At 69.1% G+C, this 13,453-nt stretch carries 13 protein-coding genes and 1 riboswitch; of the genes, 9 read left to right on the top strand and 4 right to left on the bottom strand.

Features of this window, described 5'->3' with window-relative positions; genetic code table 11:
- The first annotated feature begins 18 nt into the window (after positions 1 to 18).
- Positions 19 to 129: riboswitch (TPP riboswitch) on the top strand.
- The 6 genes from thiO (at position 124) to BCM27_RS22710 (ending at position 6,664) form a co-directional block, all read left to right on the top strand.
- Positions 124 to 1,188, top strand: coding sequence for a glycine oxidase ThiO (thiO, locus tag BCM27_RS22735; RefSeq protein ID WP_004019755.1), 1,065 nt, complete (start codon positions 124 to 126; stop codon positions 1,186 to 1,188). Its footprint overlaps the riboswitch before it by 6 nt.
- Positions 1,185 to 1,385: a sulfur carrier protein ThiS gene (thiS, locus tag BCM27_RS22730; protein ID WP_004019754.1), complete on the top strand. Its 201-nt coding sequence runs from the start codon at positions 1,185 to 1,187 to the stop codon at positions 1,383 to 1,385. The genes thiO and thiS overlap by 4 nt, the downstream gene beginning before the upstream one ends.
- On the top strand, positions 1,378 to 2,235 hold the full coding sequence (gene thiG, locus BCM27_RS22725) for a thiazole synthase (protein ID WP_004019752.1): 858 nt from the start codon (positions 1,378 to 1,380) through the stop codon (positions 2,233 to 2,235). Before thiS ends, thiG begins: the two co-directional genes overlap by 8 nt.
- A 9-nt stretch (positions 2,236 to 2,244) precedes the next feature.
- Positions 2,245 to 3,183, top strand: coding sequence for an ABC transporter ATP-binding protein (locus BCM27_RS22720; RefSeq protein WP_004019751.1), 939 nt, complete (start codon positions 2,245 to 2,247; stop codon positions 3,181 to 3,183).
- Positions 3,180 to 3,926: an ABC transporter permease gene (locus tag BCM27_RS22715; protein WP_004019750.1), complete on the top strand. Its 747-nt coding sequence runs from the start codon at positions 3,180 to 3,182 to the stop codon at positions 3,924 to 3,926. The genes BCM27_RS22720 and BCM27_RS22715 overlap by 4 nt, the downstream gene beginning before the upstream one ends.
- Positions 3,927 to 4,054: 128 nt before the next feature.
- Positions 4,055 to 6,664, top strand: a complete 2,610-nt coding sequence (locus BCM27_RS22710) for a helix-turn-helix transcriptional regulator (protein ID WP_110117446.1) — start codon at positions 4,055 to 4,057, stop codon at positions 6,662 to 6,664.
- Between the two features lie 82 nt (positions 6,665 to 6,746).
- Here BCM27_RS22710 and BCM27_RS22705 read toward each other — a convergent pair whose 3' ends face one another.
- Genes BCM27_RS22705 through BCM27_RS22690 form a run of 4 tightly spaced genes read right to left on the bottom strand, consistent with a single transcriptional unit; the run spans position 6,747 to position 9,924 of the window.
- The gene (locus tag BCM27_RS22705; RefSeq protein WP_033205193.1) at positions 6,747 to 7,412 is read right to left on the bottom strand and encodes a phosphoribosyltransferase; all 666 of its coding nucleotides are present in this window, start codon (positions 7,410 to 7,412) and stop codon (positions 6,747 to 6,749) included.
- A 9-nt stretch (positions 7,413 to 7,421) separates the two neighbouring features.
- Positions 7,422 to 7,892, bottom strand: a complete 471-nt coding sequence (locus tag BCM27_RS22700; protein ID WP_004022475.1) for a nuclear transport factor 2 family protein — start codon at positions 7,890 to 7,892, stop codon at positions 7,422 to 7,424.
- Positions 7,889 to 8,755: an SCO6745 family protein gene (locus BCM27_RS22695; protein WP_004022474.1), complete on the bottom strand. Its 867-nt coding sequence runs from the start codon at positions 8,753 to 8,755 to the stop codon at positions 7,889 to 7,891. Before BCM27_RS22695 ends, BCM27_RS22700 begins: the two co-directional genes overlap by 4 nt.
- 59 nt (positions 8,756 to 8,814) lie before the next feature.
- Positions 8,815 to 9,924, bottom strand: coding sequence for a hypothetical protein (locus BCM27_RS22690; protein ID WP_004022473.1), 1,110 nt, complete (start codon positions 9,922 to 9,924; stop codon positions 8,815 to 8,817).
- Positions 9,925 to 10,199: 275 nt separating this feature from the next.
- On the opposite strand from BCM27_RS22690, the gene BCM27_RS22685 reads away from it, so the two are divergent.
- The 3 genes from BCM27_RS22685 (at position 10,200) to BCM27_RS22675 (ending at position 13,444) form a co-directional block, all read left to right on the top strand.
- Positions 10,200 to 11,396, top strand: a complete 1,197-nt coding sequence (locus tag BCM27_RS22685; protein ID WP_004022472.1) for an ATP-grasp domain-containing protein — start codon at positions 10,200 to 10,202, stop codon at positions 11,394 to 11,396.
- A 134-nt stretch (positions 11,397 to 11,530) separates the two neighbouring features.
- Positions 11,531 to 11,731 carry a hypothetical protein gene (locus tag BCM27_RS22680; RefSeq protein ID WP_033205197.1) on the top strand — a complete coding sequence of 67 codons (201 nt, stop codon included), beginning with the start codon at positions 11,531 to 11,533 and terminating at the stop codon, positions 11,729 to 11,731.
- Between the two features lie 132 nt (positions 11,732 to 11,863).
- The gene (locus BCM27_RS22675; RefSeq protein ID WP_004022470.1) at positions 11,864 to 13,444 is read left to right on the top strand and encodes an MFS transporter; all 1,581 of its coding nucleotides are present in this window, start codon (positions 11,864 to 11,866) and stop codon (positions 13,442 to 13,444) included.
- The last annotated feature ends 9 nt before the right edge of the window (positions 13,445 to 13,453 follow it).

Below are 13,453 nucleotides of genomic sequence, written 5' to 3'. Positions count from 1 at the left end.
CCGGGCGTAGGGTGGACCGCACGAACACACGGGAGCCCGGATCGGCCGGGCTGAGAGTGCGGACCCATCCGCTGACCGTCGAACCTGATCCGGGTCATTCCGGCGAAGGAAGGTGATTCCAGCGTGAATTCCCCTCAGCAGAAGCCTGCGCACCGCCCGCTCACGGTCGTGGGCGGCGGCGTCATCGGGTTGACGTGCGCGCTCGCCGCGGCCGACGCCGGGTGGCGGGTTCGCGTACTCGACGCCGGCACCGAGGAGCGCGCCTCGTGGGTCGCGGGCGGCATGCTCGGTTCGCTCGGCGAGGGGATCCCCGGCGAGGAGGCATCGCTCGCCCTGTCGGTCGAGTCGGTCCGCCGCTGGCCTGCGCTCGTGAAACGACTCGACGATCCGGCCGTCGTCACCGCCACCGACTCGCTCTTCGTCGCGGCCTCGGCCACCGACATCGAGTATCTGCGGCACCTCGCCGACTTCGTCTGGTCCGGTCAGCCCGGCACTGATGCCGCGCTGCAGCCGGTGACCGGCCGCGACATCCGAACACTGGAACCGTCACTGAGTTCGCGACTCGTCGGTGGCTACCGCGCGATCGGGGAATGGTCGGTGGACAACCGTCGACTGCTCGAGGCTCTGCGCGCCGCGGCCACCAGTGCCGGCGTGGAACTCGTCTCCGCTCGCCTCGAGTCCCTGTCCGATGTCGACGACCTGGGCCCTGACGCGCAGGTCCTGCTCGCCGCCGGACTCGGCACCGCGGCACTGTGGCCGGACGTCGACCTGCACCCGGCCAAGGGGGAGATCCTGCGGCTTCGTCGCACGCGGTGGTCCGTGCCCCCGCCCGACCACGTCGTCCGGGCTCGCCTGCACGGCCGCGCCGTGTACGTGGTCCCGCGCGAGGACGGGGTCGTCGTCGGGGCCACCCAGTACGAGGCGGCGGGGATGGCCGACCGGACGCCGCAGGCCGGTGGGGTCGCCGACCTGCTGGCCGACGCGATCGAGGTGATGCCCGGGCTGCGGACGTATGAGCTGACCGAAGCGGCGGCCGGCCTGCGGCCGTGCACCGCCGACGGGTTGCCGCTCGTCACCCGCGTGGACGCCCGCACGGTCGTGGCGACCGGGCACGGACGCAATGGGATCGTCCTCGCTCCCGGTACCGCGGAGCGGGTCCTGTCGATCCTGGAAGGAGTCGAGGAATGAGTATCACGGTGAACGGCGAGACAGTGGACATCGATGCCGACGCCTCGGTGCGCGATGTGGTCGCCGGACTCGGGTTGCCGGATCGTGGGATCGCGGTCGCGGTGGACGGCGCGGTCGTCCCGCGCGGCCGCTGGGACCGGCACACCATGACCGATGGCGCCGTCGTCGAGATCGTCACGGCGGTGCAGGGTGGCTGACCATCTGACACACGACCCGTTGCGGATCGGCGGCCGCGAGTTCTCGTCTCGGCTCATCACCGGCACCGGGGGGGCGTCGAATCTCGCGACCCTGGAACGCGCACTGGTCGCGTCGGGCACCGAACTCACCACCGTCGCGGTCCGCCGCGTCGACGCCGCCTCCGGCACCGGGGTCTTCGAGCTGCTGCGGAGGCTCGACATCGCGGTCCTGCCGAACACGGCGGGGTGCCACACCACCGCCGAGGCGGTGCTGACCGCGCAGTTGGCGCGCGAGGCGTTCGAGACCGACTGGGTCAAGCTCGAGGTGGTCGCCGACGAGCGCACTCTGATGCCCGACGCCATCGAGCTCGTCGACGCGGCGGCCGCCCTGGTCGCGGACGGCTTCGTCGTCCTGGCCTACACGAATGACGACCCGGTCCTGGCCGCACGACTCGCCGATCTCGGCGTGGCCGCGGTGATGCCCCTCGGTTCGCCCATCGGGACCGGCCTCGGAATCCTCAACCCGCACAACATCGAGATGATCGTCGACGACTGCCGCACCCGCTTCGACGACCCGCTGCCGGTCATCCTCGACGCCGGCATCGGTACCGCGAGCGACGCGGCCCTGGCGATGGAACTCGGTTGCGACGGAGTGCTTCTGGCCACCGCGGTGACCCGCGCGGAGAACCCCGAACAGATGGCGACGGCGATGCGGCATGCGGTGATCGCGGGTCGGCTGGCCGCGCGGGCGGGCCGGATCCCCAAGCGCTTCTGGGCCCACGCGTCCTCGCCCGGCCGGGAGCAGAGCCGACGGTCGCCCGCGACAGGCCGTCCGAATGACGGACCGGGCCGCTCCGGGTTCGACGGCTAAGGTCGAGGCGTGTTGCGGGTAGCGAATCTGACGAAGGACTTCGGCGGTCAACGCGCGGTCGACGACCTCACCTTCGAAGTCGGGCCAGGACGGGTGACCGGCTTCCTGGGGCCCAACGGTGCGGGCAAGTCGACCACGATGCGCATGATGCTCGGTCTCGATCGCCCGACCTCGGGTACGGCCACGATCAACGGTCAGCGCTACCGCGACCTCGACCATCCGCTGCGTCAGGTCGGCGCGCTGCTCGACGCCCGGTGGGTGCACCCGAACCGCAGTGCGCGTTCCCATCTGCGATGGCTGGCGGCGAGCAACCAGATCCCGGTCGCCCGGGTGGACGAGGTGCTCGAGACGGTCGGGCTCACCTCGGTGGCCAAGAAACGCGCGGGCGGCTTCTCGCTCGGCATGTCGCAGCGACTCGGGCTGGCGGGTGCCCTTATCGGCGACCCGCACACGCTGTTGTTCGACGAGCCGGTCAACGGCCTCGATCCGGAGGGGATCGTGTGGATCCGCGGATTCATGCGCAAGCTTGCCGCCGAGGGTCGAACGGTGCTGGTGTCGAGTCATCTGCTCACCGAGATGTCGCTCACCGCAGATCATCTCGTCGTCATCGGGCGGGGGCGGCTGATCGCCGACTGCTCGGTGGGTGAGTTCACCGGACGGGCTCGGCAGTCGGTGCGGGTGCGCGGCCCGCAGCTGGAGCAGTTGCATGCCGCGCTCGCCGCGGCGGGGCTGAACCCCGCACCGGGAGACCCGGATGATCGCGGGCGTCCGGTGATGCGCATACCGGACACCACGACCGATCACGTCGGCGATCTCGCCGCCGCCGCGGGCATCACGTTGCACGAGCTCTCCGCCGAGTCGGCGTCGCTGGAAGAGGTGTTCATGTCGATGACGGCCCACGCTGTCGACTACACCGCCACCGACAATCAGGGGGGAGTGAACCGGTGATCGCCGCGATCAACGCCGAACGGATCAAGCTCGCCAGCACGCGGTCGCCGTACTGGTGCCTCGGTGTCGTCGTCGTGCTGGGTCTGGGCATTGCGGTGCTGCTCGGTGCCGTCGCCGGAACCTCGTACGGAAGTCCCGGCGAGGCCGACACCCTCACCGGCGACTTCCTGATCGGCGTCGACCAGTTCGGGGTCGCGGTTCTGGCGATCATGGCGATCCTGGGTGTCACCACCGAGTATCGTTTCGGCACCATCCGCCCGACCTTCGCCGCGATTCCGCGCCGCCCACGGGTCCTCATCGCGAAGGCGGTGGTGTTCGGCGGACTCTCGTTCGCAGTGGTCGCGATCCTGTGCGTCGTCGCGGTGGTGGTCGCGCAGATGCTGTCCGGTGTCGGGGTCTCACTGACCGGGTCCGAGACCGTCCGACATCTCTGGGGCACGCCGGCTTTCGCGATGCTGTGCGCGCTGATCGGCCTCGCGGTGGGGGCGCTCGTGCGGCATTCGGCGGGCGCGGTGGCGATCATGCTCGTCTGGATGCTGGCCCTCGAGCGCATCGTGTCGGTGCTCCCGCGTGTGGGTGAGCACATCGTGTCGTTCCTGCCGTTCCTCAACGGCTGGAACTTCCTCGCGGGTGGCAGCGACACCTTCCACTGGAACGCCTACGGATCGTTGCTGTACTTCGCGGCGTTCACTTTCGTGCTCCTGGCGGCGGCGGTGGCGGTCACGAACGCCCGGGATGCGTAGTTCGCGTACTTCGATCCGCTGATGTCGAATCCGGGATTCGCTGAGTGCTGGCCACTGCCATCCGGTTGGACCACATTGGTGCTTCGGCGCGGCCCATTGTAGGCACCGGCAGACTAAAATTCGCGGTTATGTCCACGAATTGGCCGCTTGTCGAGCGCGATCGGGAGTTCCGCACGATCCAGGCGGCACTCAGGGGTGAGACGACCGGTTGTGGCGTGGTCCTGACGGGCGACTCCGGCGTCGGCAAGACCACCCTTGCGCGGCATGTCACCGCCGAGTTGCCCACGGGGGTGCGATGGGTCGCGGGTACCGAGTCCGCGCGGTCGATCCCGCTGGGCGTCTTCGCTCATCTCGTCGGCCCGGCGACGTCGAGCGATCCGGTCACCTACCTTGCGGCAGCGCGTGAATCACTGCTCGCCGACGGCGATGTCGTCATCGGTGTCGACGACGCCCACCTCCTGGACGAACTGTCGGCGACGCTCCTGCATCAACTCGCGATCGACCGTGCGGTGCACATCGTGGCGACCGTGCGCAGCGGCGAGACCGTCCCGGATGCGGTGACCTCGCTGTGGAAGGACAACCATCTCACACGGATCACGTTGTCGCCGTTCACCAAAGAACAGAGTGTCGAGCTCATCGAGTCCGTGCTCGGCGGCCAGCTCGAGGAGCACTCCGCGAATCTCATGTGGGAGGCCTCCGGTGGGAACGCACTGTTCCTCCGGCATCTCGTCGACGGCGCCCGGCAGGCCGACACCCTGCGGCAGGTCAACGGTGTGTGGCAACTCCGCGGGCGTGCCGCCATCACCTCGGAGCTCGCGTCGCTGCTCGAGGGCCGGATCGAGCAACTGGACGGTTCGGTCCTGGGCGCGCTGAAGTACTTGAGCCTGTGCGAGCCGCTCGACATCGACGTCCTCGCCGAACTCGCCGGTGAAGAGGCCATCGAGGAGGCCGAGATCGCCGGCTTGGTACGCATCACCCGCGACGGGCGGCGCCTCGATGTCGCGTTCCACCACCCGCTGTTCGGCGAGGTCATCCGACGCCGGCTGGGTCTGGTCTCGTCGCGACGGCTGCGCGGCCGACTCGTCGAGGCGCTGCGGTCGCGTCCCACGAACACTCCGGCCGAACGCATTCGTCTCGCCGACCTCGCGATCGAGAGCGACGTGGAGATCGATCTGTCGCTGGTGCGGACAGCAGCCCGCGACGCACTGAATCTCGCGCAGACACCACTCGGCGAACGCTTTGCGCGCGCGGCACTCGACGAGGGCGGGGGACTCGAGGAGGCCGAGCTGCTCGCGCGGGCGGTCATGTGGCAGGGGCATCCGGATGAGGCGCGGGACATCCTGGCGCGATTCTCGCCGGATGACCTCGACGAGGGCCGGCTGGTGCTGTGGGGCAACTCGATCATCGGCAACACATTCTGGGCGCTCGGTGATGCCGAGCGGGCCGACGAGATACTGCAGCTGCTGACCGAGCGCGTCACCCACCCCGCACTCACGCCGATCGTCACCGGAATCGCCTCGGCATGTGCGCTTTTCGAGAATCGGATCGACGAGGCGATATCGCTGTCCGACTCCGTCCTGGCCGAGTCCAAGGTGCTTCCCTGGGCGGTCGAATGGGCGGTGTTCGGCGGCAGCCTCGCCCGCGCGGTGGCCGGCCGGGGAGCGGAGGTCCGGGCGCTGGCCGAGCACTCACGGGAGGTCGAGGTCGACGGGTTGCTCCGGTTCCCCACCGGCTTCGGCGAGACCCTCGCGCTGACCCTCACCGGCCGGCTCGGCGACGCGGACGTCGCGGCGGGACGCTTCGTGTCCGCCGCTCAGACCGCGCAGTACCTGGGCTGGGCGATGTCGGGAATCCTGGTCGCGGCAGTCGAACTCGCGCGCGGATCGTGTGCGTCGGTGACCCGGCGGATGGAGCAGACACTCGCGATTCTCGACAGCGGCCGGTTCTCCGAGTCCTGGAACTTCCCCGCCCACATCTTCCTGGTGCAGGCCCTCAGCGCACTGGGGCAGGCAGACCGTGCCGCCGCCGCGCTGGCCAAGGCTCGGGAGAAGTCCGGCACGCACGTGGCGGTGTTCGGGCCCATGCTCGCCATCGCGGCGGCCTGGCAGGCGGCCGCGGCCGGAACCGTCACGCCCGCCGTCGAACTCGCCCATTCCGCGGCGGCGTCCGCGCGCGCCGCGGGTCAGTTCGCGGTGGAGGCCGAGGCATTGCACACCGCGGCACGCTTCGGGGACGGGGGCGTCGCCGATCGGCTCGCCGAACTTGCGGAGCGCGTCGACGGTCCGCTGTCGGACCTGTACGCGCGTCACGCCGCGGCGCTGCGTGACGGCGACGCGGTCGAACTCGATCTGTGTTCGGCGGCGTTCGAGGACGCCGGGGTGTGTCTGTCCGCCGCCGATGCGTCGGCGCAGGCCAGCGTTTTGCACGACGCGGCGGACAAGCGGTCGGCGACCGTGGCGTCGGCCGCGGTGGCGAACCGGCTGGCGTCGGCGTGCGGAGGCCTGCGGACACCGGCGCTGATCTCGGCCGCGCAGCCGTTGCCGCTGACCTCCCGCGAGCGCGAGATCGCCAACCTCGCGGCAGCGGGCCTGTCCAACAAGGACATCGCCGAACGGCTCACCGTGTCGGTCCGCACCGTCGAGGGGCACCTGTTCCGCGCGTACACCAAGCTCGATGTGGGCGACCGCGCCGAACTGGCCGAGCTCCTGCTCAAAGACGCTCGGCCGCAGCCGCGCTGACAACCACCCGTAGGAAACGGACAGTCGACGGCATGTCGGCGGTGTCGCCCTGACGGGTTGTTTTCAGGGGTGCGCCGGCGGCTCAGTCGCCCGGCCGGCGGAGGGCGGTGATCACCTCGTCGTCGTCCACCTGGGCGAAATCTCTGTAGGACAGGCCGACGGCGCGGAACGGTTCCGGCGTCACGAGAACGATCACCTCGTCGACACCGCGGTCCCGTAGGCGGTGAACCGAATCCGACGGTGCGGTCGGTACGGCCACCACCACGCGGGCGGCCCCGACGGCCCGGACGGAGTCGACCGCCACGGCCATGGTCGATCCGGTGGCGAGTCCGTCGTCGACGAGAACGACTGTCCGGCCGAGGAGTTCGGCTTCCGGGAGATCGCCGCGATAGCGTCGTTCGCGATCGTGCAGAAGACGGCGTTGCCGGTCGGCGGCCTCCTCGAACTCGGCGCGGGACACCCCGAGGTGACGGGGCATGTCGTCGTTGACCACCAGATGGCGAGCGGTGACCGCGCCCATCGCGAACTCCTCGTGACCCGGCGCCCCGATCTTGCGGACCACCAGGACATCCAGGTCGCAGGCACCCGCCGTCCCTGCGATCGCGTCGGCCACCTCCCGCGCCACGGGGACCCCACCGCGGGCGAGGCCGAGGACAACGGGTGGCGCGAGGATGTTCGTCACCGTGACGACCCGCGCACCCAGCAGGCGGCCCGCCTCGCGACGGTCGGCGAAGGTGCGCGGGCCCATCGTCCGGCCTCAGACCCGCACTGCGGGACCGACCTTCAGTGCGAAGCTCGGCAGGTCCGCGAGACCGATGGTCGCCTCGTATGTGCGGTCGTAGCCCGTGCTGCTGATGCGCCAACCGTCCGCGGTGCGACGGTAGGTGTCGTCGTAGAACGCGGCGCCGATGAGCATGAACGAGAACTCGGCGACGATGACCCGGTCCTGGAGGTACCAGCGACCGTGTGCGGTGTCGCCGTCGATCTCGATCTCCGGGTGCGCGACACGGTGTTCGGTGATCACCGCGGGCCCGACGTTCGTCTGCATGTACCCGACCAACTCGTCCCGGTCGGAGAAGCTCAGTCCCTCACCGTAATTGCCGGTGACGTCGACGGTAAGAGTCGACGCGAACGTCGTCCAGTCCTTGGTGTCGAGGGACCTCAGGTAACGGTATTTGAGGTTCTCGATCGCCCGCAGATCCTCGAGTCGACCGTCGGTTGCGCTCACTTCGTCCTCGTCCCCGGCAGGATTCCGGCATCGATGACGGCCTTCACGACCGGCCTCGTTCGCGTCAGGAGGTCCTCGGTTCCGGTCCAGATGGACTCTCCCGCAGCATCGGTGGTGGCCTCGATGTCGTCGTAGGTCGCCGCACCGGAGGCGGTGAGTCGGTGCCCGTCGTCGATGCGTTCGGCCAGCCCGGCGTCGGCGAGACGATCGATGCTGTCCTCCCAGTCCTGCTCGGACCACCCGCGGGTCATCAGCACGATGCGTTTGCCGAGTGTGCGCCGTCGGACGGTGGGGTCGGGCAGCTGTGCCTCGTGGAAGACGGCCGCGTCGAATCCGTTGAGTCCATGGAGCGCGAGGGCGGCGATGTGGTTGTCGCCGCGCCATTCTCGGAGTACCGCGATGGCGTGCCACAGCCGCAGTCGTGCGGTGTCGGGCGTCGGAGCCGTCGACCACGCGGCGGCCAGCGGGCGACCGCCGAGCGGCAGGCCGGCCGCGAGATCGTAATAGGCAGAAGCGAGTTCATCGAGCTCTGCATCGTCGATGGAGTCGCCGAGGATGTCGCGCAGCGAATCGTCGAGCATCTGGTTGCGCCGGTCGTGGACCCGCTCGAGCCCGGCGTCGATGGCGGCCGTCCAACTCTTCGCGATCAGTTCGGGGTTGAAGTTGTAGAAGGCGGAGGCGACGACCGAGGCCGTGCACGGGCCGAACGGCGCACCCCGCGCACCGACGTAGAAGGCGTACGGATCGAGCCCGGTGTCTTCCTGTGCGCCTTTCAGTCCGGGGTTGAAGTAGGCCAGGATATGGAAGGGCTCGAGGGTCTCGTAGGCGAGCCGGGCCGCGGAGCCCGTGCTGGTCGATGTCATCAACCCACCCTCTCCATCTGCGGGGCGGGTGTCAACCATCTGCGGAGCAGGCGCAGCGGTCAGTTGCGGCGGGAGTCCCGGCCGCCGTAGACGGAGTCGTCGTCGACCGACCAGAAGCCGGGATCGGGTGACGGGTCGCTCGGGGGCGGGTCGTCGTCCGGCGCGCGGAACCCGTCGGTCAGCGCCGCCCCGTCGGTCCCCGCAGGTGTGTCGGCGGACGCCTCGTCGGATTCGGGCTCCTCGCGGCCACGGCGCCAGCCGCCCTTCATCGGCGGCGCCTCGCCCAGGTGGTCCGGGTCGACCGAGCCGTACCACGCGACCAGCACAGCGCCGATGACCGCGCCGACGAAGCCGAGGATCGCCAGCCAGCCGAGTCCGGGTTTGGCCGTGTCCTCGAGGAACACGACCCCCACGAGACTCGGACCGGCCGTCTCGCCGACCACGAGGACAGCGGTCACCCCGTTCACCGCGCCGAGTTGCAGTGCGACCGTCTGGACGTAGAAGCCGACCGCGCCCGCCGCGGCGATGGTCCATGCGGCCGGATCGCTCAGCAGGGCGACGGGGTCGAACGGTTGCACTCCGTCGAGGATGCGGACCGCGATGGCGATGATTCCGAACAGCAAGCCGGCCGACGCCCCGCCGACGATCGCACCGGCCGGGCCGAGGTTGTAGACGCCCACCAGGGCCAGGGCGCACAGGGCGAGGGTCGCGACGAACAGGCCCCAGTGGAATCCGACCTCCTCGCCACCGCCGGTGTGGTGGGACGACGCCACGCCGAGCAGGCAGAGCGACATCACGACCAGCCAGATCGCGACCCATTCGCGGGTGTGCAGCGCGATGTTGAGAATGATCGTGCCGAGCAGTGCGGTGATGACGAGGTTGGCCGACACGATGGTCTGGGAGAGGAACAGGGGCAGGAACCGGGCGGCGAGCGCACCACCGGCGAACCCGAGGACGACCAGCGTGGTGCCGAGGATGAATGCGGGATCGACCAGCGTCGACATGGTCGACGAGAGGGTCGGTGCGCCGTTCTCGTTGGTGATGCCCTCGCCCTCGTCGGCGGCGGCTTCGGCGACGCGGCGCGCACCGAGCGCGCGCAGGACCGTCGACATCCCGTAGGCGACTGCGGCGAGACAGGCGGCGATCACGCCGATGACGAACAGCTGCATGCCTCCTCCAATTCGGCCTGGATGAGCCTCTGGTGAAGCCCGGACCGCCGACCACCCCGACTACGAACTCGCGCGATCGGCCCAGGTGACACCGGCTCCGCGCTGGTGCTGGTCGCGATACCGCAGGTGCGACGTGCCGGCCGATCGTGGAGAAACTAACAGCACGAACCGACAGGACGGTATCGAATATTCCCTCGCGCACAGAATTGTGGGCGGGATCCCCTCGACGATCGCCCGCCCGTAGGTCGCGCGCCGGCGGCACTAGACTCGCTCGGGTGAACAGCGCCGGAAAAGCCCATGTACTGATCACATTCGGCAGGTCGTTCCTGACCCTGGAACTCGCGCGGCTCATGGCCGCGGCCGGGCACCGTGTCAGCATCGTCGATTCCATCCCGGTCGGGATCGGCCGGTTCTCCAACGCGGTGAGCGACTTTCACCGGGTGCCGCCACCGAAGTTCGAGCCGCTCGCGTACTGCCACGCGCTCGCGCGGATCGTGAGCGAGAACGACGTCGACATGGTGATACCGGTGCACGAGGAGACCGACATCATCGCGATGCTCGCCGATCTGTTCCCACCCGAATGCCGCCTGTTCCTCTCCGATTTCACCACCGAGAACCGGCTGCACAACAAATACGATTTCCAAGAGCTTCTCGTCGAACTGGGCATCCCGACGCGCAAGTTCGCGCGGGTCACCGGTCCCGAAGACGTCGGAGCGCTCGACTTCTCCCAGCCGTTCGCGCTCAAGCGGTGTTATTCGCGCGGGTCGCAGAAGGTCCACAAGGTGACCCCCGGCGATCCGCTCACGTGGCTGGAGCACGACGAGCAGAACCCGTGGATCGCGCAGGAGTGGGCGTCGGGGAACAACTACTGCACCTATTCGGTCTGCCACGAGGGCCGCGTCTACGCGCACGCCACCTACCCCGTCGACTACGCCATCGACGGCAGCTCGTGCCTCAACTTCCGATCGGTGGACCATCCGCAGATCGCCGGCTGGGTCCGTGACTTCGTCCGCCGGGTGAACTTCACCGGCCAGATCGGATTCGACTTCATCGAGGACCGGAACGGTTCGGGGGACGCCGCCGATCTGTTCTGCATCGAATGCAATCCGCGCGCGACGAGCGGGATCATGATGTTCACACCCGAGGACGGAGTCGACCGCGCGTTCCTCGGGACCTGGGACCCCGACGACGGGCCGATCACCCCCGGCTCGGGCGTCGACAAGATGATCGGGCTGGGCATGCTGCTCTACGGGTGGCGCTCCTCGTCGCGCAAGGACCGGACCCTGCGCGACTTCGTCCGTGATTTTCGCGGCGCGTCCGACGTGGTCACGTCTCCGGGCGACCAGAAGCCGGCGCTGATGCTCCCGTTCGCGTATGCCGGAATCCTCCGCAGCTGCCTCAAGTACCGCGTCGGACTCGCCGAGGGTTTCATGCACGACCACGAGTGGGACGGTCTCCGTATCAGCCTGTGACCTCTCCTGGGATTCGATCTCCGGGACGGGTACGACGCGGGCGCCGAGGCGTAGACTCTGCAGTCACCATCACCTGCGTGTTGACCCCATCCGCAGGGTTGTCCGGGGGGACTCGAGCTCGAGGGGAGCTGCTCATGAGCATGTCCAGGATCATGCGTCGTACGTCTGTCGGGGTGGCCGCCGCCGGTGCCGCCTGCGCGATCGGTCTGGCCACCGCGCCGACGGCCTCGGCCGCGCCGGCAGTGCAACCGGTGCAGCCCGTCCAGGCTGTCGGTTCGGTCGCGATCTGCTTCGGCATCCCGATCGGGCCGGTCACCATCAGCGTCTGTCTCTGATCGGACTCACTGAGATCCCATTGCTGTTCGTCCCGGCCTCCGGGACGAACAGCAACGGGATCGCGTGACCGGTTTGTGCCCGGTCCGCTGAGATCCCGGGCCCAATGGTCCTCGCGCACGTACGATTCCCCGATGACGTCGACAACGGCCGAGGCCGAGGCGGGGACGGCTCCCAAGCGGGCGAAAGCGATCCTGGTCGCGCTGATCCTGGTCGCCGGGGTGGCCAACATCAATCTCGCGGTGGCGAACGTCGCGCTACCCGACATCGGGAAGGCGCTCGACGCGAGTTCGACGCAGCTGAACCTGGTCGCGGTCGGCTACTCGCTCGGCCTCGCGGCGTCGGTGCTCTACTTCGGCGCGCTGGGAGACCGGCACGGCCGCAAGCGAATGCTCGTCATCGGGATGTGCCTGTCGATCCCGGCGTCGCTCGTCGCCGGGTTCGCGCCCAACGTCGAGGTCCTGTTCGGTGCTCGACTGGTGGGTGGCATCGCCGCGGGCCTGGCCTTCCCGACCACCCTCGCGGTGATCACCGCCCTCTGGTCCGGACCGAAACGTGTGCGGGCGATCGCCGCGTGGTCGGCGTTCGGCGGTGCGATCTCGGCGCTGGGACCGGTGTTGTCCGGAGCCCTGCTCGAGGTCTTCTCGTGGCACTCGGTGTTCCTGGTGACCCTGCCGCTCGCCGTCGTCGCCCTGCTCGCGGCGTGGCGGTTGGTGCCCACCGACACCGGTGACGAAGCGGCGGTCGTCGACAACCTGGGCGGCGTCGTGTCCATCGTGATGGTGGGCTCACTCGTGCTCGCGATCAACTTCGCCCCGAACTCCGATCAGCGACTGCAGGTCTACATCCTGGCCGCGATCGCGCTGCTGGCGGGGGCTGGTTTCGTCTGGCGGCAGCTGCGTGTGCGGGTGCCGCTCTTCGACCTCCGGATCGCGGCCCGACGCACCTTCTGGGTCGCGGCGGTCGGTGGGCTGATCGTGTTCGGCACGCTCATGGGAGCGATGTTCATCGGGCAGCAGTACATGCAGAACGTGCTCGGATACTCCACCCTCGCGGCCGGCGCCACGATCCTCCCCGCGGCGGCCGCCATGATCGTCGTGGCACCACGGTCGGCAAAGCTGGTGCAGAACATGGGTTCGCGCTTCACCTTGCTGTCGGGCTACGCGTTCATCGTCGTCGGCCTGGTGCTCGCGATGCTCACCTGGGACGAGCACGCCCACTTCTGGCATGTGGGCCTGGTCTACGTCCTCGTCGGGGTGGGCGTCGGTCTCGCCGGCACCCCGGCGTCGCAGTCGCTCACCGGCTCGGTGCCGGTGCAGCGCGCCGGGATGGCGTCGAGCATGTCCGATCTGCAACGCGACCTCGGCGGCGCGATCCTGCAGTCCACCCTCGGCGCGATCCTGACGGCGGGTTACGCAAAACAGTTGCAGCAGAGCATCTCCGATTCACCGCAGGCCGACCAGGTGACCGAACAGACCGAAGCCGCGCTCACGAAGTCGTTCTCGAGTGCCGAGGTCATGGCCGAGCGTTACCCGCAGTATGCCGATCAGATCATCGGTGCGGCCCGCGACGCGTTCGTCCAGGGTGACAAGAACGCCTACGGCGCGGCGGCCGGCATCGTCCTGCTCGGTGCGGCCGTGGTGTTCTTCTTCTACCCCAAACACGAGGCGGAGCGAACGGCTATGGCGGAGTACGCAAAACAGCGCAGCCTCTGAGACCCGGAC

Origin of the sequence: Gordonia terrae (genome assembly GCF_001698225.1) — a bacterium.
GTDB lineage: Bacteria > Actinomycetota > Actinomycetes > Mycobacteriales > Mycobacteriaceae > Gordonia > Gordonia terrae.
Note: the sequence above shows the minus strand (reverse complement) of the source record. Positions and strands in the feature narration are given on the sequence as shown.

Excerpts from the sequence above, each read along its gene's own strand:
- thiS (WP_004019754.1), top strand. The coding sequence starts at position 1,185 with ATGAGTATCACGGTGAACGGCGAGACAGTGGACATCGATGCCGACGCC.
- BCM27_RS22710 (WP_110117446.1), top strand. The coding sequence starts at position 4,055 with ATGTCCACGAATTGGCCGCTTGTCGAGCGCGATCGGGAGTTCCGCACG.
- BCM27_RS22705 (WP_033205193.1), bottom strand. The coding sequence starts at position 7,412 with ATGGGCCCGCGCACCTTCGCCGACCGTCGCGAGGCGGGCCGCCTGCTG.
- BCM27_RS22675 (WP_004022470.1), top strand. The coding sequence starts at position 11,864 with ATGACGTCGACAACGGCCGAGGCCGAGGCGGGGACGGCTCCCAAGCGG.
- BCM27_RS22695 (WP_004022474.1), bottom strand. The coding sequence starts at position 8,755 with ATGACATCGACCAGCACGGGCTCCGCGGCCCGGCTCGCCTACGAGACC.
- BCM27_RS22680 (WP_033205197.1), top strand. The coding sequence starts at position 11,531 with ATGAGCATGTCCAGGATCATGCGTCGTACGTCTGTCGGGGTGGCCGCC.
- BCM27_RS22690 (WP_004022473.1), bottom strand. The coding sequence starts at position 9,924 with ATGCAGCTGTTCGTCATCGGCGTGATCGCCGCCTGTCTCGCCGCAGTC.